We start from the raw sequence: 23,851 nt of genomic DNA on the forward strand, positions 1-23,851 counted from the left end.
CCAAATGGCGTACGCCACTGTCTATTTTTGTGCGTGCCAATTAGCACGCACTGCGCAGGGTCCGCACTGTTTCTTATTTCTGTAACCCCATAACCCCCAACCCTTGTTAAACAGCTATGTCCCGTGCGAATCCTTTCTTGGAGTTTGTCCCCAACCGCACCGAGGCCATCATGCGCTGGTTGCGCAGAAGCCTTTGGTTAGAGCGTCGCGCCTTAGAGGTGACGGCGACTCGCCCCACGCCGGAGCATCGGGCTTTCGAGTCAATCCAGACGGAACGGCGCAGCCGCGTAAAAGTAGGCGATGTTTGGGGCAAGCTCTACGACCAACGTTGGTTTCATCTTGAGATCCCTCCTGCCGCCAAGGGCCGCCAGTGGACTCTAGAGTGGCGCGACCAAGGCGAGGCCACGCTCTATGTCGATGGCTTGCCGCATTACGGTTTCGACCCGGCGCACCGCTACGTCGCGCTGCCGCAGGGCACGCGCGAGGTGTGGATTGAGGGCTACTGTTGCCAGTCGTGCATTTGGCATCCCGATGCGACCGGACTCTCCCCGTATGGGAGCCTTTTTGGTGGGGGTTTTATCCAGTATCGCGACGACGTGGTTTGGGACTGTTTGCAGGAGCTGGGCGTGCTTTTTGACCTGATGATGACGCTGCGTTCGCAACAGGATCCCAAGCCCACGCCGCACCTCAACGGCGTGGGGCTACAGCCTAGGGTGAACGACGCGACGCCCATTTATCGCAAGTTGCTGCGCTTGCTGAACGGTGCCTGCTCCACCTACGAGCGCGAGGGCACGACGGCGTTGCGTGAGGCGCTCATTGCTGCCCGCGAGGAACTCAAAAATGCGCGGCCCATCCTGAAGGGTGCCCTTACTGGCCATGCACATATCGACCTCGTGTGGATTTGGCCGGAGCGGATGGGCGAGGCGAAGGCGGTGCACACCTTCGCGACGATGAACCGGCTGATGTCGATGTATCCGGAATTCCGCTTCGCTTACAGCCAGCCGGCGAGTTACCGCGCGGTGGAGCGGCGTGCGCCGCAACTTGCGGCATCGGTTAAAAAACACATCGCGCGCGGGGTTTGGCAGCCGACCGGCGGGCTTGATGTTGAGAGCGATACCCTCTTGCCCTGCGGCGAGGCACTGGCCCGCAGTTTCATGCTCGGCCAAGCTGAGTTTGCTCGGCTGCGGGGGAAGGGCGGCGCATCGCGCTTAGTCTGGTTGCCCGATGTTTTTGGCTACAGCGTTTGCCTGCCGCAGCTCATGCGGCTGACGGGCATTGACTGGTTTTTTACGACGAAGCTGACGTGGAGCAGCATCAACCGTTTCCCGTATAGCAGCTTTGTATGGCGGGGGAATGACGGCAGCGAAGTCGTCGCCCACCTCACGCAAAACGTAGGCTATACGAACTACACGCATATCTCGGAAATCTCGGCCAACGCGCGCGGCCACTCCCAGTCGCACTTGCACCCCGAGTTTCTCCATCCGACGGGGCATGGCGACGGCGGCGGTGGCCCGACCGAAGAGCATATTGAGCGCGTGCGGCGGCTGAGTGCCTTGTGCGATTTGCCCGAGCTGGAGTGGGATCACCCCGAAGCATTTTTTTCACGGCTTGAGCCGTTGCGCGATCAACTCCCGGTCCACCAAGGTGAGTGCTACCTGGAATACCATCGGGGCGTTTACACCACACACGGTGACTTCAAGGCGGTCTTTCGAGGCGCGGAGCGCGCACTGCAAATTCGCGAGGCGGTCGCTGCGGCGACGGGCGAAGTGCCCGACTTGGTGGGGCCGTGGCGGCGGCTCGTCTTTACCCAATTTCATGACTTCATCCCGGGCAGCTCGATCGCCGAAGTGTATGCAGAGGGAAATGCCGAGCTCGGCACACTGATTAAAACCCAGATGCAGGCGGTGTGCGAGCGGCTGGCGGCGGCAGGAGCGGGTAGGGCCAGTTCCCGGTCGGGCGAGAAGCAGAAAAGCACGACTGCACAACTCTTTAACCCGCTCGCGTTGCCGTGGCGCGGCTGGATCGATGGGCGTTGGTATGAGATTGCCCCGCTGTCGAGTGTGCCAGTTACCGAAGGCGTCGTGCCGAGTGAGCGCAGGCAAGTCACTGCAAGCGTGGCTAAGTCTGGCACGGCGAAGCTGCGCAGCGACCGGGTCCAAGCACGTCTTACTTCAGACGGGCGACTGGCAGAACTCGTGATTGATGGCCGCCCGGTCGCCTTTAGCGCAGCGGCTGCTGGAGCCGTGATTTATCTCGATAATCCGGCCAACTTCGAGGCCTGGGATATCGATCGCGATGCACTCGACCTCGGGGAGCCGGTCACTACGCCAGTGACAGTGACGGTTGAGGCAGACTCGCCGCATGCCGCCGCGATTCTCGTGCGGCGCAAACTTGGCGAAGCGAGCGAGCTGGTGTTGCGCTACGAAGTGCGGGCGGGCGAGCCGCTTTTGCGGATTACCGCCGAGGTCGATTGGCACGAGACCTGCAAGCTTCTAAAACTTCATTTCCCAACTGAGTACAAAGGTCGCTTCGTCCGTTTTGGTGCGCCGTACGGCAGTGTGCTGCGCGGGCAACAGCCGGGCGAGCCGATTACCGAGGCGCAGTGGGAGGTGCCGGGCAGCCGCTGGGCGACGGTGAGCCTAGACGGCGAACGCGAGGGGCTCGCACTTATTACAGAGGCGAAGTACGGGTTCTCGGCGAGCGATGGCGAACTCACGGTTTCGCTTCTGCGCTCGGCCTCGATCACTGCCGCGGAGACCAATCCTTATATGCATGCTGCGCCTCCGTCACTGAGTCGTTACCAGCCTCCATCGCCGTTTTCCGACCAAGGCCACCACACGATCTCGCTCGCGTTGACGAGTTACTCGTCGGCTACGCCTCAAGAGCAGCATCCGGCGGCTTTGGCCGATACGCTGTTTACCCTTCCCGTCGCTTATCGTGGTGCACCCGCTTCGGCGGGGCTGCGTGGCGTGGAGGATGCGCCGACTTTGATTCCCGCTTGGGCGATGCCGGTGGAGAAGGGGGCTTGGGTACTGCGTTTGCACGAAGTCGGTGGCGCGCGCGGCACCGCACGGCTCGCTCTTGCCGAAGGCTGGAGGGCTCGCCCCGCTACGCTCGACGGCCAAGCACAGGAGCCACCCCTTGAGGAGGGCTTGATCGCCTATTCGCCCTACAAAATCATAAGCGTGCGGATCGAGCGGGGATAATAGCGACTGCGTAAATGCCTGGGGGCTGTTCCCGTTTTTTCCACTACGCGTGGAGCGGTGGCATGCTGCCACTCCCATTTAAATCACGATTTGGCTCGGTCGCTTCGCAACCGAACACAAATCGTGATTTTGAAATAAGCCCTCCGTTTCTGTCGCAACGCGACAGGGGAGAGTGCTTTCAAATTTGGGATTTCGCTTTCGCGCGATAGCGCGTTGCGAAATCCCAAATTGAATGGGTGCAGCGACACGCTGCCGCCCCACGCGTAGTGGATTTTAGGCCCAAGTTCTGGGGCGGCTAGTATATAAGTATGTTTACTCCCTAAGGCCCTTTATAATTTGCATTTTGAGCAAATGGGAGCACGGGTCCCGGGTTTGTTACCCCAGATGATGCTTACCCCGGCATATTATCTCACTTTAGACGAGCAAGCAGACGCGACTGCGTCGCGTCTGCTCTGTCGCTGGAAGCTCGGAAGCTCGGAAGCTCGGAAGCTCGGAAGCTCGGAAGCTCGGAAGCTCGGAAGCTCGGAAGCTCGGAAGCTGAGGTAAACTGCGCCAAATCTATGTCAAGCTGTTTATTTAAAATAGCTTACGTTATTAGGGAATCGCTTTTTCGAGCCAGTTACGGCCTATGTCCGTGACTGGCTTTTGGCGCCCGCGCTTTCGGGTGCTACCATGAACAACCCCAAGGTCCGTATTCCAATGAATAGTCCCAACACCTATACCCCAATGAAGTCCCCCAAATTACTCCCGATCGCATTGAGCCTTTGCACTTTCGCTTTGGGCTCACTCCACGCCCAACAAACCCCAGACCAAAGCGACGAAGAAATCGTCCGTCTCTCGCCCTTTTCTGTGCAAGAGAGCGCAGATGTGGGCCGTTACCAAGCGGTCGAATCGACTTCGGGTGCCCGAATCAGGATGGACTTGATGGACTCTACCCAGAGTATTTCGGTCGTAACCAATGAGTTTCTAAATGATATTGGCACTGCTCGTTTGAATGACGCGATGAAGTATGTGGCTGGGATAAGCTCGAATGCCCAGCCCAATGCGCTCGATATAATGAGCGTGCGTGGCTTTGTTAGTCTAGGAGCAACACTTGATGGCTTTAATCAATTTAATTGGATTAACCAAGATCCGATTATTATAGATCGCATTGAAGTGGTTAAGGGCCCCAATGCTATCCTCGCTCCACAGGGGCTACCGGGGGGCGTAGTGAATAATATTACCAAGAAGCCTTTATTTACTAACAAAGGTTCCGTTTCTTATCAAGTTGGCCGCTGGGATGCTGATCGGGCTGAGTTTGACGCCAATTATGTCGTGCGACCAGACAAGCTTGCAGTGCGTGTGGTGGGTGCCGTCACCGATTCTGATGACTACGGGCGAGGTGAGTTTCATCAAAACATTACGGTGATGCCGATGTTTACTTATCGGGTCAGCCAATCGACGGAACTCACAGTTCAATTTCACGCTTACAACGCTAGCCTCACCGCGAACAATGGCGTTCCTATTTCCCTTTACGCAGTCAACCGCAGCAACGTTTGGCTCCAAGATGGCCTGCCGCGTGATTTTCAGATTTTGGGGCGCAATATCAGCCGACATCAGAATGGCCAGAATACGCGCTTCTTCCTTACTTCACAGATTACCGATAAACTCTCGATGAGACTCGTGGGGAACCAGATTGAGCAGAGCACTCGCACGAACTTCCTAGGGCCAACTGCCGCCTTGGACGTTAACGGGACCCCCGGAGAAGTCATCACTCTCGATCCAATCACGGGTCAGTGGAGTTGGGACGGTGTCACGCGTAATGACTCCCCGAGGTATCGCCTTGGCGGTGCCAACGAGTGGCCCAAAATCACCCACGCAAATCTGCAAAATGACTTTGTCTACGAGCACTCGGGGCTGAGCTGGAAGTCTCAAACCGTCGCCGGTTACGCGATTAACTATCATAGCCAACACCAGCGGATCAAAAACTATGTTGCTGACCCGACACTCTATGACCTTACCGACAACTTTGTACCCCCTCCTTACACGCTTGAAGCGGACTGGCGTGATAACTGGTCGAGTCGTAACCGTAGCAATCAAGTCTATGTTTATGAAGTTCTCAGCCTCTTTGATGATCGCCTAGTTCTGAGCGGAAGCCTTTCCCAAAATAGATATTTTGGCGAAGGTATCAATAACCTGACTGGGGCGCGCACAGAGAATAAAGGTGAGGCGACGCTGCCCTCTGGTGGCGTAGTTTACAAAATCACCCCTGGTATCTCGGTTTACTACGGGTTCTCAAAGCAAGAGCTGCTCGGTGGTTCCGACGAGGATGCAGGGATTCCTCCACATACGGTGCCGAGTCGCCAGCACGAAGGGGGGATACGCGTAAAGCTTTTCGATGGAAAGCTCTATGCGACGCTAGCCTACTTCGACATCCTGCAGGAGAATCTCTACGAACAGAACTTCGCGAACTATGTACAACCCCGCCCCGTTCCTCCTCTGCCTCCAGTGCTCGCAGAGCGCACTTCAAAAGGCTTCGAGTTCGAACTGACTTGGGCACCCACGAAAAACTTCTCCTTAATCGGAAGTTACACCGACTACGAGAGTCGCGATCGAGACAATCAGCGCTATACCAACGCTCCTGAAAGAATGGCCGCGGCTTGGGCTAGCTATACTTTTTCAGAGACGGGCCCGTTGCGCGGTCTATCTGTCGGAGTTGGTGCTAGTTATGTAGGTGAACGACCGAGTGACACTATCGGGCAATACACTTCTCCACCTCCAGGGTTCACACCCGCTCGGATTCAACCGTCGTTTTGGCTGCCCTCATATACAGTCGTTGAAGCGAGTGCTAGCTATCGCTTCAACGAGCATTGGAAGGCCCAACTCGTGATTAAGAATCTGCTAGATGAGGACTATATTATTGGTTCCTTCAACCGTTCAATCTTCGTTAGTACACCGATCAACCCAAAGCTTACGCTGCGCTATGAGTTCTGAGTAAGGCAGTTAAGCGCCTTCACTTACGGTGCGCCCCACCGTAAGTGAGGGTCAGCTTTATCTGAAGGAAGACGGAGGCGAACTCGTAGGCAACGCAACGTGTCTATTCCGGTTTAGAGTACGAAACATAAGGCCCTCCATAACCAAGACTGGAACTTGCTGAGATCCAATTTTGGGTGGACAGCTGCATAGCCAGTAGCGGGGCAGAGGAACTAGCTCGGATGAGCCGTTTACGGCAAGTCCGCTCGCTTCATCGCGTGGTTTTGCGCGAAAGTTCACTTTGTTGAATTTTTATTTGCAATATATCTGCGATGGTTGATGCGTTTTTGCTAAATGATCTCTGACTCCACCATTAGTCGTCTGTTTTCCGAAAAGTCGCGTCCGCTGCGTTCGCTGGAGTTTTTCCCGCCCAAAGAGGAGTTGGATGTGCTCGCACTTAAGAAAACCGCCTCAGAACTGGTCAAAATCGCGGCCGATTTTGCTTCGGTGACTTATGGGGCGGGCGGCGGCACACGGCAGCGGACGGCAGAGGTGTCGCAGTTGCTGCGCGGTGAGTTGGGTTGCCCGATTATGCCGCACCTGACTTGTGTGGGTCATTCGCGCGAGGAGCTCCATGCGCTGGCCGACGAGATTCACGCTAGCGGGTTCCGGAATATCATGACCTTGCGCGGCGATTTGCCGAAGAGTGCGGTGCAGAGCGGCACTGGGCAAAAGCCACTGGAGGATGATGCGCCGCGCTATGCTTCTGATTTGGTTGCGTTACTGAAGGCGCGGCACAGCGACTTTTGTCTCGGGGTAGCGGCCTATCCAGAAAAGCACCCGCAAGCTGCAAGCCTGGAGTCCGACATTGCACACTTAAAGGCCAAGATTGATGCGGGTGCGGATTTTGCGGTGACGCAGCTTTTCTTCGATAACGCCGTTTACTTCCGCTTCGTTGAAAAATGCCGCGCAGCGGGAATCTCCGTGCCGATTGTGCCGGGTATCATGCCTGCGCTTTCGCTCGCTCAAGTGCGCCGATTTACGGCGATGTGCGAAGTGGTGCTACCCGAAAAACTTGCGGCACAGCTCGCCGCGGCGGGGGAGGACAATCCCGATGAGGTGGCGCATATCGGCACGCAGTGGACGATCGCCCAGGTGCGTGAACTGCTCGCGAGCGGGGCGCCGGGCTACCACCTCTACACGCTCAATCGCGCGCGCAGTGCGGTGGAGCTTTGTGCCGCGTTGGCGGAAGCATAACAAACCCTAGGTAGAGGTTTCTTTGATGCGCGGGCTCAGTCTGAGCCTGCGCGCTGGCGGGCAAGGCTCACTGTCCTTGCGCGGGTCATCCGCCTGCAAACACAGGCTGGAAGCCTTTCTCGCGGAGCAGGGCGGCGATGCGTTCGCGTTGGTCGCCTTGGATTTCGATTTCGCCGTTTTCATTGACGGTGCCTCCGCAGCTGCAGGCTTGGTGCAGCGTTTTGCAAAGCGCGTCCTTTTCTGCGGCGCCGATGCCACTAAAACCGCTGACCAGTGTGACGGTTTTCCCTCCGCGTCCGGCTTTCAAGCGACGGATTTCCAGCCGCCCCCTCGACTTGGGTTTTGTCGGTGCTGGGTTCGCTTGGAGTGCCGGTATTTTGGCCTCTGGCAACTCAGCAGCACTCAATGCTCCAAAGGGATTTTGCCCGAGCGCGGTGCCGCCATTCGTCGCAACCCGTTCCGATTTTTCCCGCTTACTCATGATTTTTTCCTCTCGCCGCCGCGGGTATCCCCTCTGCCTCGCCGCCGAGGAATGCGAGTGCCTTGGCGTAGCTGCGGTTCGCGAGGAAGTGTGCGAGTTGCGGATGGAGCCTGCGCCGGTGTTCGGCAAAGAGAGAGTCGAGCGTATCAATTTCGCGGGTGATCATTGCCGCTTGCTCGTCTGCATTTTGGCCGCGGTCGCTAGCCGCGTTTACGTGATTTCCGCACGCTTGCGTAGCAGTACTTAGCCTTATCAGAGAATCTTTTATCAGGGGCTCAATCATCAGCGCAGGTGTTACTAATTCTTTGCTAGAAGCGATAAGCCGGATTGCAATCTCGCGTCGCTTCGGGCGCCTCTCTTAGTAGCGACAGAACAGTAGTCTTGAACTCTGCACTCCCACTTTTCTCTCCCCGACTGAAGGCACACTTCTGCGACTGCGCGGCTCATTGCCGCCGCTTCTTCGCTGCCGTGTGCTTCTTTTTTTACCTAATTAAATGAACTCCCTGCCTCTGCCTACCCAGGCCAATGCTGCACTCATCGAACAAGCCTATCAGTCTTGGCTAGAAAATCCCGACTCGGTAGACCCGACTTGGCGCGCGTTTTTCCAGGGATTTCAGCTCGGCTACGCAGGTGAGCCCATCAGTGGCCCGGCGGCGCAGAGCGTCTCGATTATCGATGGGCTCAGGCAGAGCCACGTCCACTACCTGATTAGCAACTATCGGGCGATCGGGCACCTCGAAGCGCACCTCGATCCGCTCAGCGAGCCGCCGCCCGCGCATCCGAAGTTGGGCCTTCCCTACTACAAGTTGAGCGAGGCCGACCTCGATACCGTTTTTGACGTGGGCACCTATCTCGGCGGCGGGCAGATGAAGTTGCGCGACGTGGTTGGGAGCTTGCGCCAGACTTACTGCGGTAAGGTCGGTGTCGAGTATACGCACATCCAAGACCTCGACGTGCGCTTCTGGCTTCAGGAGAAAATGGAGACTACGCGTAACCAGCCAGCCTTCACGCGTGGGCAAAAAATCCGCATCCTGCGCCGGGTTCATAAGGCGGAGCTTTTTGAGAAATTCCTCCACACCAAATACGTTGGCCAAAAGCGCTTTTCGCTCGAAGGCGGCGAGACGATCATCGCCGCGCTCGACTCACTCATTGAGCACTGCCCGGATGTTGGCGTGGAGGAGATCGTTATGGGGATGGCGCACCGCGGGCGGCTCAACGTGCTGACCAGCGTCATGCGCAAGTCCTTCGACGAACTCTTTGCGCAGTTCTCAGAAAACTACATCCCCGACACCGTCGGCGGCGACGGCGACGTGAAATATCACCTCGGCTACACCGCTACGCTCAAGACGACGACCGGCTCCAAGGTCGATGTGCGCTTGGTCGCGAACCCCTCGCATCTCGAAATCGTGGACGCCGTCGTCGAGGGCAAGGCGCGCGCGCGCCAGCGAATCCGTGGTGATATCGATCGTACCTGTGTCATGCCCGTACTGATACACGGCGACGCGGCCTTTGCGGGACAGGGGATTGTCGCCGAGACGATGAATTTTTCCCAACTCGCGGGCTACCGCACAGGCGGCACCGTGCACTTCATCATCAACAATCAAATCGGCTTCACGACCGACCCGAGCGACGCGCGATCTAGCCGTTACTGCACGGATGTCGCCAAGATGATTGAGGCCCCCGTCTTCCACGTAAATGGCGACGACCCCGAGGCAGTTTGCATGGTCGCGCAGCTCGCACTGGAGTTTCGCGTGCAATTTCACCGCGACGTTGTGATCGACATGTATTGCTACCGCAAACACGGCCACAACGAGAGCGACGAGCCCGCCTTTACCCAGCCGCTCCTTTACCGAAAGATCAGCAAGCACCCGCAAGTCTCCGCCATCCTCACGCGCAAGCTCATCGAAGAAGGCACCATCACTCCGGAGGAAGGCGAGGCCATCAAAGCTGAGTATACCCAAGCGCTCGAAGCCCACCTCGAAAAAGCGAAGGCAGGCGAGGGTGGGCGCAGTGAGAAACGTAAGGCCCGCCGTGATACGATTGCCCAGCAGATGACCCGGGAGCTCTCTGCTCCTGCCGCGCGTTTTCAACCGAGCTTCGACTTTGAGCCCGTGGCGACGCACGCGACTGCGGCAGACATCGCCGACATCACCCGTGCGCTCTCGACCGTGCCCGAAGGGTTTAGCCCCAACACAAAAATCCGTCGTCTCCTCGACCAGCGCGCCGCTGCAATTGCCAAAGGCGAGGGGATCGACTGGGGCCTCGGCGAGGCACTCGCCATCGGCTCGCTCCTGCTCGATGGTGTGCATGTGCGCCTGAGCGGCCAAGATTGCCAGCGCGGCACCTTTAGCCACCGCCACGCCGTCCTCCACGATATGGAGACGCACGAGACGCACATCTCGCTGCGCCACATCCGCGAAGGCCAAGCCATGTTTTGCGTTTACAACTCACTGCTCAGTGAGGCCGCCGTCCTCGGTTTTGACTACGGCTACGCGACCTATCACGAGAAGATGCTCTGCATCTGGGAGGCGCAGTTTGGCGACTTCGCCAACGGAGCCCAAGTGATCATCGACCAGTTCATCGCTAGCGGAGAGTCGAAGTGGCAACAGACCTGCGACCTCGTGCTCCTGCTCCCCCACGGCTACGAAGGCCAAGGCCCTGAGCACTCCTCCGCGCGCCTCGAACGCTTCCTCTCCCTCTGCGCCGAGGATAACATCCAAGTCGCCAACCCGACCACGCCCGCACAGTATTTCCACCTGCTGCGCCGCCAGATGAAGCGCAAGTTCCGCAAGCCGCTCGTCATCATGTCGCCCAAGTCACTCTTGCGAAACCCTGCCGCGACCTCGCGGCTCGACGAGTTCACCAGCGGCCATTTTCAAGAAATCTTGGACGACGAGATTTGGGGAGAGCCGCGCAGTGACGCGCCGCCAGCACTTGACGCCAGCTCGGCGACTCAGGCTGCCCTGCGCACAGCGTCAGGCGCCGGGCAGCAAATGAAAGCGGACACTGTCCGCCGCCTCATTTTCTGCTCGGGCAAAGTCTACTACGACCTCTGCGACTACCGTGCGAAAAACGCGATTACCGACGTTGCGATTGCCCGCATCGAGCAACTCTACCCGCTCAACGCCGAACGCCTCGCCGAGGTCGCCGCGCGCTACCCAGAAGCGCGCCTCATCTGGTGCCAAGAAGAGCCGCATAACATGGGCTCGTGGAACTACATCTCCCCGCTAATTGAGGCCATCACCGGCCGCCGCCCGCACTATGCCGGCCGCGCTCCTGGTGCCTCGCCCGCAGTCGGCTCCTTGGCCTTGCACCACATCGAGCTCGAAGCCTTCCTCGACGCCGCATTCACCGTCTAACCCGGTTTGCCGCGCCTTTGCAGTTTCCCATAACTACCCCCCACTCCCTCCCAAATCTTCTCATGAGCCTGGCAGTTAAAATCCCTAACCTCGGCGAATCGATTACGACCGGCCTCCTCGTCAAATGGCACGTTGCCGACGGCGATATCGTCCAAAAAGACCAGCCGCTCTACGAACTAGAGACCGACAAAATCACCGCCGAAGGCACGGCTGAAGTTTCGGGGAAAATCGCCCTAAAAGTCACCGAAGGCACCGAAGTAAAAATCGGCGAAACGGTCGCCGAGATTGATGAGAAGGCCGCATCCGCCTCTTCGCCTGCTACCAGCACGGGCGCGCCTGCCGCCGCGCCAACGAGCGCGTCGCCAAATAAAAAGGACGAGTCTCCCGCAGTCCGCCGCCTTGCCGCCGAGAGCGGCATTGATCCCGCGAGCGTCACTGGCACGGGCAAAGCCGGTCGCGTGACCAAAGCCGATATGCTCGCCGCGGCTTCCGCGCCGAAAGCGGTCGCGCCGCAACCGAGTAAATCCGCCGCGCCGGCCCCGGCGGCTCGCCCAGTAGAAAAGGCGAAGACCTCGCGCAAAAAGCTCAGCTCCTTGCGTGCACGAATCGCCGAGCGACTCGTGCAGGCCCAGCACGAAGCGGCCATGCTCACCACCTTTAACGAGGTGGACATGTCGGCGGTCATGGCTCTGCGCCAGAAATACCAAGACAGCTTTGTTAAGAAACACGGCATCAAGCTCGGCTTCATGTCCTTCTTTGCGAAGGCGGTCGTCCACGCGCTCCAGGAAGTCCCCGCCATCAACGCGCGCATCGAGGGCGATACTTTAGTGGAAAACCACTACTACGACCTCGGCGTTGCCGTCTCCACCCCGAAGGGCCTCATGGTCCCAGTCATTCGCGATTGCGATAGCCTCGGCATGGCCGACATCGAGCAGCAAATCGCCGCTGCGGCCACCAAAGCGCGCGACGGGAAAATTACCCTCGCTGACCTCGAAGGCGGTGTCTTCACCATCACCAACGGCGGCATCTTTGGGTCGATGCTCTCCACGCCAATCCTCAACGCGCCGCAAAGCGCGATTCTCGGACTGCACGCCATCAACGAACGCCCCGTGGCCATCGACGGCCAAGTCGTCATTCGCCCCATGATGTATCTGGCCCTTAGCTACGACCACCGCGTCGTCGATGGCCGCGAAGCCGTGACCTTCCTCGTCAAAGTAAAGCAGGCGATCGAAGACCCCGCCCGGCTCCTGATCGGTGCGTAACGGCCCCCCACGGCCAATTTCCCCCAAAAGGACCTGTATGGACTACGACCTCATTGTTATCGGCGGCGGCCCCGGCGGCTACGTGTGCGCGTTTCGCGCGGCGCAACTCGGGCTTAAGAAAATCGCGCTTATCGACAAACGCCCGACCCTCGGCGGCACCTGCCTCAACGTCGGCTGCATCCCGAGCAAAGCCCTGCTCGCCTCCTCCGAGCACGTCGCCTTCGCGCAAAAACACGCCGCCGAGCACGGCTTAACGTTTTCGGGGCTCACGGTCGATCTGCCCGCGATGCTCAAGAAGAAGGAAAGCATCGTCGCCAAGATGACCGGCGGGCTCGCCGCGCTCGCCAAGGCGAGGAAAGTCGAGGTCGTCACCGGCGCAGCCCAGTTTCTCGACGCGCACACGCTCGCCGTCGGCGAGCGCAAACTGAGCGCGCGAAACATCGTTATCGCGACCGGCTCCGCTCCGGTCGAGTTGCCCTTTCTTAAGTTCGATGGGCAAGCGATCATCTCCTCTACCGAGGCGCTCGCGCTTACCGAAGTCCCTAAAAAACTCGTCGTTGTGGGCGGTGGCGCGATCGGTCTCGAGCTCGGCTCCGTGTGGGCGCGACTCGGCGCGGAAGTCACGATTGTCGAGTTTCTCCCGCAGATTGGCGGCCCGGCTGCCGACGCCGACGTGGTGCGCGGCTACACGCGCTCGCTCCAAGCCCAAGGGCTGAAAATCGAAGTCGGCGCAAAAGTCACCGGCTTTAAAGACGGGCAACTCCTCGCCGAGCGCGACGGAAAGCCACTCGCCTTTGCCGCCGATAAAGTCCTCGTCTCCGTGGGCCGCCGCCCCTTCACCGACGGGCTCGCCCTCGATAAGGCCGGCATCGCCCTCGCGGCAAATGGACGCATCGGCGTCGATGCACAGCTCCGCACGAGCGCTCCCCACATCCGCGCTATAGGCGACGTCGTTGACGGTCCCATGCTCGCGCATAAAGCCGAGGAAGATGGGGCCGCCGTCGCCGAGTGGATTGCGGGCAAGGCCGGACACATTAACTGGGACCTAATGCCCGCTATCATTTATACCGACCCCGAACTCGCGACCGTCGGGCTCGGCGAAGACGCCGCCAAGAAAGCGGGCCGCAAGGTAAAGGTCGGCAAATTCAACTTTGCGGCCAACGCCCGCGCCCACGCCAACGACGGGGCAGAGGGCTTTGTGAAAATCATCGCGGATGCGGAGACCGACACTATCCTCGGCGCACAGATTTTGGGCAAAAACGCGGGCGAACTCATCAGCGAGGTCGTTACACACATGGAATACTCGGGCAGTGCCGAAGACCTCGCCCGCACCATCCACGCGCACCCCACCATGAGCGAAGCCGTGAAAGAAGCCGCCGCCGCCGTCAGCAAAACCGCCATCCACGCGCTGTAGCAGCGCGGCTACCGGCTGGATCGCTTTACACGGCAGCAGCAGCAGACTAAGCACGGGCGGATGGATACCCTTTTACTCTGGGACATCGACGGCACGATTATCAAAGGCCACGGCGCGGGTGTGCGCGCGATGGAGCGCGGCTTTGAAAAAAGCTTCGGGCGCGCGGGTCAAAAGTGCGACCTTGGCGTGGTCGATTGGGCGGGCCGGACGGATAAGTGGATTACCCGCGCTGTCCTAGAACACTTTGGCTGGGCCGCGACCGAGGAAAACGTGCAGCGCTACCTCAGTGCCTATATGGAGGCCCTCGCCGAGGAGCTGGCGGTGGGTCCGGGTGAGATCCTGCCCGGTGTGATTGAGCTACTCGACACGCTGCACGCGCATCCGCGCGTCGCCCAAGGGCTTTTGACCGGAAACCTCCGCCAAGGCGCGCAACTCAAACTCGGCCATTATGACGCGTGGCACTATTTCCCCTTTGGGGCCTTTGCCGATGACAGCGGCGTGCGCAACGAGCTGGGCCCGTACGCACTACGCCGCGCCCATGAGCAACACGGCGTCCACTTTACGCCCGAACGCTGCTTCATCATCGGCGACACACCGCACGACATCGAGTGCGCACGGGTGATTGGCGCAAACGCGATCGCCGTAGCCACGGGCACCTACACCCTCGCCGAGCTGGAGACTCATAAGCCCACCCTCAGCCTCGCCAATCTGGCCGACACCGAGCTGTTTCTGAAAACCATCTTGGGCTGAAAAAAGCACCTCCGAGGCGCTTCCCTAGCTCCACTACGCGTGGGGCGGCGGTCAGTGACCGCTTCCATTTAAATCGCGATTGTGCCCGTCCGCTTCGCGTCCGAACCCAATCGCGATTTTGAAATGCCCCTCTCCAATCCTGTCGCAACGCGACAGGGGGAATTCTTTCAAATTTGGGATTTCGTTTTCGCGCGATAGCGCGATGAGAAATCCCAAATTGAATGGATGCAGCGACACGCTGCCGCACCACGCGTAGTGGAACAGACGCTGGGGGCTTACGCGTTTTCGGGGGAGAGGGTGAGGCGGAGACGTTGGTCGGGGCGTAGGTAGTGCTTTGCGAAGCTGGCGAGGTCGCCGCGGGTGACGGCATCGATGCGTTGGGCGTAGTCCGCAGAGTCGTCGGCGGGGCGGCCGTAGAGGGTGTTGAGCGCGGCTTGGAGGGCGCGCTGGGAGTTGGTTTGCAGGCCCATCTGGTGGCCGGCTTTGAGGCGGGTTTTGCAGCGGCTGAGTTCGCTGGGCGTGACGCCGCCGCGGGCGACTCTAGCGATTTCGGCTTCGATTTCGCGGAGGACGGCGGGTTCTTTCCCGGGTTCGGTGCCTGCGTAAAAGTAAAACATGCTGGTATCGGTGCCGATGATACGGGAGGAGCGCACGTAGTAGGCGAGGGCGAGGGTTTCGCGGACGCGCTCAAAGAGGCGGGAGCTCATACCGCTGAAGAGCTCGTCTAAGACTTCGCTGACGAAGAAGCCGTCGTCACGGATTGAGGGCGCGGGGTAGGCTTCGAAGAGGACGGCTTGTTGGCCGGGGCGGCGTTCTGAAAAAATGCCGGTGTTTGGGCTGGGGGGCGCAGTCACTGCGTTCGTTGTCGCCGCTTTGGCGGCGCTGAGTGCTTTGGGCTGTTTTTGGGGTGCCGAGTGTGTGGGCGCCGGCTGCGTGAGTGGCGACAGCTCGTGTCGTGGGGATGCGCTGCTTTGCGGTAAGTTTTTGAGGAGCTTTTCCGCGCTGCGGGTCATGCGTTTTACGTCGAAGTCTCCGGTGGCGACGAGGACGAGGTTTTGCGGCGCGAGGAGCTGTGTGTGCAGGGCGGCGAGGTCGCGCGCGGTGATCTTGCTAAGCGTGTCTTCGCTGCCGTTGGGGCCAGTGGCGAGCGGGTGTGCGCCGAAGAAGTGGCGGCGCAGTTGGCGTAGGCCGTAGCTTACGGGGTTGTCGTTGCTGTCTTGGAGTGCGGCGAGCTGGGCGCTGCGCTCTTGCTCTAGGGTGCTTTTGCGAAAGGTGGGGCGCAGGACGGCGTCGGCCAACAGTTCGTGGGCCAGGGGCAGGTCGCTGGGCAGGACTTCGAGCGCGAGGCCGAAGGCGTTGTTGCCTGACATGGGGTAGAAGCTGCCGCCGACTTCTTCGATTTTTTGGGCGACTTGGGCGGCGCTGTTTCGCTGCGTGTCTTTGGTGAGCAGTGTGGTGAGCAGGCTGGTCGCGCCGCGCCGGTCGGCGGGTTCGCAGTAGCCGCCGCCGAGCCCGCAGAGGCGGAGGTGGACGTTGGGGAGCGAGGCGTCGGGGCGGAGCAGGAGGCGCGCGCCGTTGGGGAGCGTGTGCGCGGTAAAGGCGGGGGTGGGCGTCGAGCTTGGCGGCGGTTTTGGGCGTGTTTTTTTACTCTGCGGCAGAGCGGGTTTGGCGTCCTTAGCTGGCTTGGGGTTGAGCGAGACGGTGCTGGAGCTTTGTGGGATGAGGTAGCGACGGAGTGCGTGTTGGATATCGGCAGGGCGGAGCGCCGCGAGTCGCTCGAAGTAGCTTTGCGCAAAGTGCAGGTCGCCGATGACGACTTCGGCGGCACCGAGTCGGGAGGCTTGGCCGCTGACGGTTTTGCGGGTGTTGATCTCGCCCACGACGAGTTGGCGGATGGCTTTGCGGAGTTGGGCGGGGCGAAAGCCGCTGCGTTTTACGCGGTCGAGCTCGGCGTGGATGGCGGCGAGGGCCGCGTCGCGTTTGGCGTCGTCACAGGTGAAGGCTATGTAAAAGAGGCCGTTGGAGCCTGGGGCCCAGCTTGTGGCATCGATGGCGTGGACGAGGCCTTTTTTCTCGCGGACAGTTTGCCAGAGTATCGAGCTGTCGCCGCCACCGAGGAGGAGGGCGAGGAGGTTGAGCGCGGGCGTGTCGGGGTGGCTGAGGCCGGGGATTGCCCAAGCGATGCCCGCGCGGGTGAGTTCGACATCGGCACTTTGCTCCCAAGTGCGCGGGGCGAGTTGTTGCGGCTCGGGCGGGATGTACAGCGGCGGGAGCGGGAGGCGCGGCGCGGCGGCAAAGTGGGTTTCGGCTTCGTGGGCGATTTGCTCGGGAGAAACGTCGCCGGTGACGATTAAGACCATGTTGGCCGGGACGTAGCGGGCGCGATGGTAGCGGACGAGTTCGTCGTGCGTGATGCGCTCGAAGAGTTCGCGGTGGCCGATGATGGGCTGCGCATAGGGGTGCTGGCGAAAGGCAGTAGAGAAGAGGGCTTGGGCGAGGCGTTGGTCGGGGTCGTCCTCGCCCATCGCGATTTCGCGGAGGATGACGTCGCGCTCTTTTTCGGCTTCGGCTTTGTCGAGCGTGGGGCGCAGCGCCATGCTAGCCAAGATGTCGATGGCGAGTGGCGTGTGCTCGCTGGGCAGGTCGATGTAGTAAACGGTGCGGTCGAAGGTGGTGTAGGCGTTGATCGCGCCGCCGTGGGCTTGGACTTGCTCGGAGATTTGGCGAGCGCTGCGGGGGCGCGGGGCTCGCGTGCCTTTGAAGAGCATGTGCTCTAGGTAGTGCGAGAGGCCGCTGCCGAGTGCCGTGTCTTCGTGGATGGAGCCGGTCTTTACCCAGAGCTGGATGGAGGCGACGGGGGCGCGGTGGTCGGGCTTGATGAGGAGCGTGAGCCCGTTTGGGAGAGTGCGGCGGATGACTGGCTCGGCGGCGAGCGGCGCGAGGAGTGCGAGGTCAGGATTACCTTTTGGGCGCAGGGCGGCGGCGGCGAGTTCGGCGCGGCGCAGGGGGCACGCGGCGCGAGGGGCGCGGGTTGCGGGAGTGCGGGCGGGCCGCGTGGGCTTAGGCATGGAAGGACGGAGGGGGAGTGGCGACGGGCGAGCTTGCTTGGGCGGCAGCGGGTGTTGTGCTCGTGTCGGCGGGCGAGTGTGCGGTGGCGCTGGCTTGTTTTGCGCTGGGGAGGAAGGGCGTGGTGAAGGCTTCGTCGAAGCTGTAGAGATCGACGAAGTCTTCTAGGCGGTCGTCGGGTGTTTTACTGAAAACGTTGTATTCAATTAGGTTGTAGACGATCGCGCCGAAATCGCGGCAGCGGGTGATTCCCCAGTCGCTCAGCACGGTCTTGGCGAGTGGGCCGAACTGGTCGAGTGCGTAGGAGCGCATGCCTTGGAGGAGCTCGGGGCCGCTGACGTGGATCGACTTGACGGCGCGCTTGGGGTCGCGTTTGCGGAGTTCCTTTACCGTGTAGTCGAGCCCGAGGCGCACGAAGTCGTAAGCTTTCTTGGCATAGCGGGTGTCCTCTTTGTAAATGAGTTCGATAATCTCCGGGAAATTCAATTCAGGCATAATATGAGGCCCACCAGTAACACAGCACCCCACGCGGCGCAATCGCGACCTGCGGAAACGGTTGCGGATAGGGCTGCGGGGATGAGCGGGGCGGGGGCGCTGCGCGTGGCAGAGCATCCGTTGCGGATTTTGCGGGTGATTAACACGTTGCGACGTGAGGATGGCGGCCCATCGGAGTCGGTGCTGCGCTCCAGTGCCGCGCTGCGCGAAATGGGCCACCAGGTGGAGGTCGTCACGGCGGATCCCTTGGGGACGCAGCCACCTGTTGGCGCGGAGTTTCCTTTTCGCCCCTTGGACGGTTTTGGGCGTAGCACGCTGGGGCGCTGGCTGGAGGAAAATCGGCTGCGATTCGATGCGGTTATTGTTCAAGGGCTTTGGCAGGCGGCGCATACGGTGCGCTGCGCGCTGCGTGGCTGTGGGCTTCCCTATTTAGTGTTTCCACATGGGATGCTCGACCCGACTTTCGCGCGCTTATACCCACTCAAACACATTAAGAAACAGCTCTACTGGTGGTGGCGCGAAGGCCGTGCACTGCGCGAGGCGGCGGCGGTGTGCTTCACCTCTGAGGAGGAGCGGGAGCGCGCACGTGGGACTTTTCGCCCTTACTCGGTTAAGGAGCGCGTCGTGGCTTATGGGACGCTCAGGCCGCCTCGCTCAGCAGAGAGGCAGGAGGCGATGCGGGCTGCATTTTTGAAAAAATATCCCGTGCTGCGCGGGCGCGACTTTTTGCTCTTTCTAGGGCGGCTCCACCACAAAAAGGGCTTACACGAACTGATTGAGGGCTTTGCGAAGTTTCGGGAGGGGCAGGGAGCCGGCGCGAGTACCTCGCCCCGCGCGCTGGTTATCGCTGGGCCTTGTGGGGAGCCGAAACTGCTGCGCGCGCTCATGCGCCACGCCGAGCGGCTCGGGCTCGCTCAGCTCAATTTGCGAGAGGCCGGCGCGGGCGCTCCGGAGGCTGGCCCGTCCGGCGAGTCCGCCCCCCTAATCTGGCTACCGATGTTGGGTGACGATTTGAAGTGGGGGGCACTCCTCGCGAGCGAGGCGTTCGTCCTCGCTTCGCATCAGGAAAACTTCGGCATCGCCGTTGCCGAGGCACTGGCTTGCGGGCGGCCTGTTCTGATTAGCGATAAGGTCAATATCTGGCGTGAAATCGCTGAAGCGCGGGCCGGACTGGTCGCGCCCGATACCGTGGCGGGCGCGCTCGACCTGCTCACGCGCTGGGCGGCACTTAGCCCCGAGGCGCGCGCGGCAATGGGCGAGTCGGCAATCAAGTGTTTTGAGCAGAACTTCGAGATTTCGCGCGCGGCCGAGTCACTCGCACAAACCATCCGCGACTGTTTATAGTGATAGAAGCGCGATAAATCCTCCTGCTGCATCACAGTAGCTTTGGGGAGTGTGTTTAGGAGCATTTATAGCCGTCTATAAATGCGCTGTGTTTGTTAAATAGCAGTAATTGGTGTGACCCTAAGCGGGACTTCTGCCTAGGCAGGCTTTTAGGCGGCGGCGGAGCAGGCTGAGCGACACTGTGCCGGCCACGAGGAAGCCTCCGTAGGTGGCGGGTTCAGGGACGTAGGTGGCGGAGATTTCCCAATAGTCTTTGTCTTTGTGGTAATCCCCTGTGTGGGGGGCCTTTATGTGGACGCTGCTACGGTCGTAGCCGAGGAACTCGATTTTTTTCAGCGCGTCTTCGAGGTGCTGGCTGTATTTCCTCACGAGTAGGTGGTCGCGTCCATCCTGCCAGTCGCTAATTTGTAAGGTACTATTGTTGCCGATGACTAAGTCGTCTAAGAGTAAAAATCGCGGTCCGTGTCCGTAGTCACTATCCTCTGAGCCAAAGTCGAGTGCTCCCTTTCCTTCCACGACTAGCGAGGAGATCACTTCGGTGAACGCTGAGTTAGGAAAAGAAATCCCTCTGAATTTTAATGTAGAGGCTTCTCCGCGAGAGATGAGCGAGACTCTGCCTGAGAGGATTTGATCGGAGTTCAAAATGCTCACGGAGGCTCCCTCTATGATATTGATATTTCCTCTAACAGCGTACCGTCTGGCGTCGTTATTCAAATAGAGGTGAGCATTTCCTATTACATTTACACCCCCTGGGATACTATTGTCAATCTCTCCTATAAATTCAACCAGTGCGCGAGCCCCTGGCGATGCGGTTATATTTAACTCTAATCGGTCACTGCCTAAAGTGACTATCCTGCTTTTGATTTGGAAAAAACTCGACATGTAGGCAGTCGCATGAATATTGATTACTCCTGCACTAGAGGTTAACTGTCCCCCACTCACTTCACTGGGACGATCGTGGTCTAAAATGAACCCGTCTCGTCCAACATCTAACTGTATGTTGTTAATAATTTCCCTGCGGTTTGATATAGCCCGATACCTTCCTGATATACTTTCGTATTTAGCTCCGATTTGGTCAGTAAAGTGATTAATTATGTGTTCTTGGGTGGCTACATAAAGTGTTGATAGTTATAGATATATATAATATAAAAGTACTTATTGTACGGGTGTTATAGTGAAGCATATAGTACCTAAGAATACATACGCATTATAACTTAAAACGAAACCAGTTGCTGAAAATAAGGCAACGGGCTCGTGGCTTATGGTGTAGTAGGGAGGCGTAGTCTCTACTGTGTCGAAGTGCTCATTATGTGTTTATCGTTTGCGATTTGTGGGGGACGTGGATTTATCTGTGATTCTTCCTGTCTCGGGAAGCCGGGGCTCTCTCCGTCTCCCTCCTCCCTTCCTTGTCGCAACGCGACAAGAGAAGGGGGCTTCAAATTTGGGAATTGGTTTCGTCGCGAAGCGACGGGGCCAATTCCCAAATTGAACGGGTGCAGGCACAGCCTGCCGCCCCACGCGTAGTGGGAAAAAGCGTATCAGCGCGCTCGCGTTTGAAACGGGAACCGACCCGAGCTTAGGGCTGATGCGAGTTACACTGACCTGTGCTTACGCCGATGCATCAAGCCGGCGCGGATGAGTAGCTCGGTGTTGCCTAAAACCGCTTCACTCGGGCCATCGGCCAGCAGGCCCGCCCTGCGCTCGATGACGAGCACCCGCTTAGCCACTTCCGCTGCGAAACCGAGACTGTGTGTGCTCAGTATGAGCGTCGTTTCTAGGCTGAGGAGGTAGTCGCAGAGCCAGCCGAGGCTTTGTGGGTCTAGATTGGCGCTTGGCTCGTCGAGGAGGAGCAGCTTTGGCTCCAGAATCAAAACACAGGCTAGGGCGAGTCGTTGTTTTTCCCCGCCAGAAAGGCTGTGCGGTGGCTGTTCGAGTAGTGCGGTGAGCCCTAGTTCCTGCGCCCAACGGGCGCTGCGCTCCTCCGCATCCAGCCAGCCGAGGCGGCGTGGGCCCCAAGCGATTTCGTCGTGCACCGTCGCATTAAAAAACATCGCTTCGGGGTGTTGAAACACGAGCCCGACGTCTCGCCGGAAAGCCCGCTCCCATCCGCGCATTCGCAATTGTGCGCGTGTGACCGCCTGCCCGCAGTAGCGATACACGCCGCTCCGCGCAAAAACCAAAGCGGCGAGCATCTGCAGTAGCGTCGATTTTCCGCAGCCGTTGGGCCCCAGCAGGGCCACTTTTTCGCCTGCTGCGATCTGTAGCGAAAGCCCCGAGAGTAGGGCAGGCGCGTCCGGCCAGCCGAGCTCCACTGCGTCTAGCTTAATCATCTAAAACTCCTCTCGCGCGGAGAGCCCGCGTGTTTTGCTCTGCGTTGGCCACCGCCTTGTCCATCAACTGCGCACTGAGTGACGCCCCTTGGCGCAGCCGCTGCGCCCAAGTCAGCCGCAGCCCGCCACTGCGGCTTATCGCGGCGAGCCGGAAATTCCGCACCAATGTCGTAAAAACGGCCACCTGTCCGGCCGCGATTGCGGTGAGCCGCGCCAGAGAAGGCGAAAACGCCACTGCGCGCAGCAGGTTTCCGCGACTGACGAACCAGCATCCCAGAAAGGTCAACAGCCCCACTCGCAAGGCTAGCCGCAGCACGACTAGTCCGTGAAACTCGCCTCGCCACAGCGACATCAGCACGTAGCCACCGCCCACGCAGAGGGTGACGCCGAGTCCGGCGAGCACGCTGCGCCGCCCCAGCCGCCAGCGTGCGCGCCCCGCCGCCACTAGCACGACCCCGATCAGCCCGCTGAGGACGAGTGGCGCGTGGATAAAACTGACCGCGAGCACTGCGGCCAAGTAAGCGAGCAGCCCGAGTGTGTGGCGTGGGTGCGGGACTGGCTTCATCGTGCAGATCTTGGGCTGGGCGAGGGGGCTGTCGGGGTCGTTTTCTTGGCACTGCGTTGGGCTGCTGCGAGTCCCCAGCCGCGTTTTTTCGCAAAACACCAGACCATCCACGTAAGCGCCGCCTCAGCTACACCGATTAACAAATGCGGCAGCAGGATAGCGGGCAGCACCACCGCCCACCCAAACGGACAGAAAAGCGGTCGCCCCTGAGCATCGTGGGCGATGAGCGGTTGCAGCCCGAGTATCGCGCCGAGGGCTGCCGCTGAGATGACGACTGCGCACCACGCGGCGAGCATGACCGCCCCCGCTTCGCTTACGCGTCGCAGCGCGCTGAACACCCCGCGCGCTGTGAGTGCCCCGAGTAAGCCGATTACCAGCGCATTGACCGGTAACGCTGTGATGCCGCCCGCGCCAAACAGCAGACTCTGGAGCAGCAGCACCAACGAGTAGGCCAAGAACGCCTGTCGCACGCCAAACACGAGCGCGAGCAGTGGCACGCCAATCAAGTGTCCACTGGTCGCCCCCGGAAGCGGGAGCATCACCAAGCCCAGCCCGTAAGCCAATGCCGTCAGCACGGCGAGGCGTGGCACCGCCTCTGCCTCCAGCCTCGACCCCAATCCGCGTCCTGCCCAGGCCCACCCACCCACCGCCACCGCACCGGCACTTAAGTAGGTCGCAGGAGACAGAAAACCGTCGGGGATGTGCATGTGTCTCGTGAGCGAAAAAAGGGCTAAGTGGCGGGCGGGGCCAGAGTGGCGGAGCGGGTGGTCGGCTGGCGTGCGGCGGAACGGGGCGGAAGTGCGGTACTGCCTGCTCACGGTTTTTTTCGCCGCGTCCGCGTGCGCAGCCACTGCTGCAACGCGGCAAACACGGCGGCGATTAGCACTAAGCCCAGCCACTTCGGCAGAGTCGCCGCGCCCGAGCCGTTGAGCCCGGCCTGTGCGCGATCTGCACCCGCACTTGCTGACACATCAAACTCGACCCGTGCCCCATGCCCATCGGTTGCGAATGCGCGCAACTGCCAAGGCCCCGGCGTATCGGCGATGACGACGGCGCGGCCCCGCGCGTCGGTTTGGCCGCTGAGTGTGGCTTGGGCAGCCCCCGCCGGCCCGGCCTCGAAACGTGCTCCGACCAGCGGCGTCCCGTCATCATAAGTGAGTGTGATGACCGTCGCTCGGGTTTGCTCGACTTGGTGCCGCACCCCATGCGCCCCTGCGGACACTGTAGCGGCTAGCGAAACCGCGAGCCCGACTGCCAAAACCAAGGAAGAGGATAGCTGCATAGGCTGCTCAGCCTGCTGGGCGCGAAGCGCCGACTCCAGCGCAATAGTGCCAAGCCCCCCGCCGCCGCCCTTTGCTAACGCCGCCAGC

General features: G+C 60.1%; 17 protein-coding genes. 8 read left to right on the top strand and 9 right to left on the bottom strand.

Annotation, left to right across the window (positions count from 1 at the left end):
- Nucleotides 1–116 precede the first annotated feature (116 nt).
- The 3 genes from AXK12_RS00630 (at nt 117) to metF (ending at nt 7,415) form a co-directional block, all read left to right on the top strand.
- A complete protein-coding gene (locus tag AXK12_RS00630; protein WP_068710846.1) occupies nt 117–3,206 on the top strand; it encodes an alpha-mannosidase in 3,090 nt (1,029 codons plus the stop codon).
- A 672-nt stretch (nt 3,207–3,878) separates the two neighbouring features.
- Nucleotides 3,879–6,179: a TonB-dependent siderophore receptor gene (locus AXK12_RS00635; protein ID WP_082782522.1), complete on the top strand. Its 2,301-nt coding sequence runs from the start codon at nt 3,879–3,881 to the stop codon at nt 6,177–6,179.
- A gap of 333 nt (nt 6,180–6,512) precedes the next feature.
- Complete coding sequence (gene metF, locus AXK12_RS00640) at nt 6,513–7,415, top strand: methylenetetrahydrofolate reductase [NAD(P)H] (protein WP_068710848.1); 903 nt, start codon at nt 6,513–6,515, stop codon at nt 7,413–7,415.
- An 85-nt stretch (nt 7,416–7,500) separates the two neighbouring features.
- Here metF and AXK12_RS00645 read toward each other — a convergent pair whose 3' ends face one another.
- Both AXK12_RS00645 and AXK12_RS08680 read right to left on the bottom strand, forming a co-directional pair.
- Nucleotides 7,501–7,896, bottom strand: coding sequence for a translation initiation factor (locus AXK12_RS00645; RefSeq protein ID WP_068710849.1), 396 nt, complete (start codon nt 7,894–7,896; stop codon nt 7,501–7,503).
- A complete protein-coding gene (locus AXK12_RS08680) occupies nt 7,889–8,062 on the bottom strand; it encodes a hypothetical protein (RefSeq protein WP_156468744.1) in 174 nt (57 codons plus the stop codon). The genes AXK12_RS00645 and AXK12_RS08680 overlap by 8 nt, the downstream gene beginning before the upstream one ends.
- Before the next feature lie 328 nt (nt 8,063–8,390).
- Here AXK12_RS08680 and AXK12_RS00655 point away from each other — a divergent pair, with 328 nt between their 5' ends.
- The 4 genes from AXK12_RS00655 (at nt 8,391) to AXK12_RS00670 (ending at nt 14,681) form a co-directional block, all read left to right on the top strand.
- Entirely contained in the window at nt 8,391–11,255 is a 2,865-nt protein-coding gene (locus AXK12_RS00655; RefSeq protein WP_068710851.1) for a 2-oxoglutarate dehydrogenase E1 component, read from the top strand.
- Between the two features lie 62 nt (nt 11,256–11,317).
- A complete protein-coding gene (odhB, locus tag AXK12_RS00660; protein ID WP_068710852.1) occupies nt 11,318–12,517 on the top strand; it encodes a 2-oxoglutarate dehydrogenase complex dihydrolipoyllysine-residue succinyltransferase in 1,200 nt (399 codons plus the stop codon).
- Nucleotides 12,518–12,554: 37 nt separating this feature from the next.
- Nucleotides 12,555–13,931, top strand: a complete 1,377-nt coding sequence (gene lpdA, locus AXK12_RS00665; protein ID WP_082782523.1) for a dihydrolipoyl dehydrogenase — start codon at nt 12,555–12,557, stop codon at nt 13,929–13,931.
- A 60-nt stretch (nt 13,932–13,991) separates the two neighbouring features.
- Nucleotides 13,992–14,681 (top strand): HAD family hydrolase, encoded by a 690-nt coding sequence (locus AXK12_RS00670; RefSeq protein WP_068710853.1) that lies wholly within the window; start codon nt 13,992–13,994, stop codon nt 14,679–14,681.
- Nucleotides 14,682–14,956: 275 nt separating this feature from the next.
- Here AXK12_RS00670 and AXK12_RS00675 read toward each other — a convergent pair whose 3' ends face one another.
- A complete protein-coding gene (locus tag AXK12_RS00675; RefSeq protein ID WP_082782524.1) occupies nt 14,957–17,749 on the bottom strand; it encodes a M16 family metallopeptidase in 2,793 nt (930 codons plus the stop codon).
- On the bottom strand, nt 17,742–18,242 hold the full coding sequence (locus AXK12_RS00680; RefSeq protein WP_068710854.1) for a Minf_1886 family protein: 501 nt from the start codon (nt 18,240–18,242) through the stop codon (nt 17,742–17,744). The genes AXK12_RS00675 and AXK12_RS00680 overlap by 8 nt, the downstream gene beginning before the upstream one ends.
- A 3-nt stretch (nt 18,243–18,245) precedes the next feature.
- Between AXK12_RS00680 and AXK12_RS00685 the strand changes: the two genes are divergently transcribed.
- Entirely contained in the window at nt 18,246–19,586 is a 1,341-nt protein-coding gene (locus AXK12_RS00685; protein WP_197456935.1) for a glycosyltransferase, read from the top strand.
- Nucleotides 19,587–19,706: 120 nt separating this feature from the next.
- On the opposite strand, the gene AXK12_RS09205 is transcribed toward AXK12_RS00685, so the two are convergent.
- The 5 genes from AXK12_RS09205 to AXK12_RS00710 form a co-directional block, all read right to left on the bottom strand.
- Nucleotides 19,707–20,120, bottom strand: coding sequence for a PEP-CTERM sorting domain-containing protein (locus AXK12_RS09205; RefSeq protein ID WP_197456936.1), 414 nt, complete (start codon nt 20,118–20,120; stop codon nt 19,707–19,709).
- A gap of 1,058 nt (nt 20,121–21,178) precedes the next feature.
- The gene (locus AXK12_RS00695) at nt 21,179–21,916 is read right to left on the bottom strand and encodes an energy-coupling factor ABC transporter ATP-binding protein (RefSeq protein WP_068710856.1); all 738 of its coding nucleotides are present in this window, start codon (nt 21,914–21,916) and stop codon (nt 21,179–21,181) included.
- On the bottom strand, nt 21,909–22,481 hold the full coding sequence (locus AXK12_RS00700) for a hypothetical protein (RefSeq protein ID WP_068710857.1): 573 nt from the start codon (nt 22,479–22,481) through the stop codon (nt 21,909–21,911). Before AXK12_RS00700 ends, AXK12_RS00695 begins: the two co-directional genes overlap by 8 nt.
- Nucleotides 22,478–23,188, bottom strand: a complete 711-nt coding sequence (locus AXK12_RS00705; protein WP_068710876.1) for an energy-coupling factor ABC transporter permease — start codon at nt 23,186–23,188, stop codon at nt 22,478–22,480. The genes AXK12_RS00700 and AXK12_RS00705 overlap by 4 nt, the downstream gene beginning before the upstream one ends.
- A 107-nt stretch (nt 23,189–23,295) precedes the next feature.
- Nucleotides 23,296–23,763 (bottom strand): ABC transporter permease, encoded by a 468-nt coding sequence (locus AXK12_RS00710; protein WP_156468745.1) that lies wholly within the window; start codon nt 23,761–23,763, stop codon nt 23,296–23,298.
- Nucleotides 23,764–23,851: the final 88 nt, after the last annotated feature.

It is taken from the genome of Cephaloticoccus capnophilus (genome assembly GCF_001580045.1).
GTDB lineage: Bacteria > Verrucomicrobiota > Verrucomicrobiia > Opitutales > Opitutaceae > Cephaloticoccus > Cephaloticoccus capnophilus.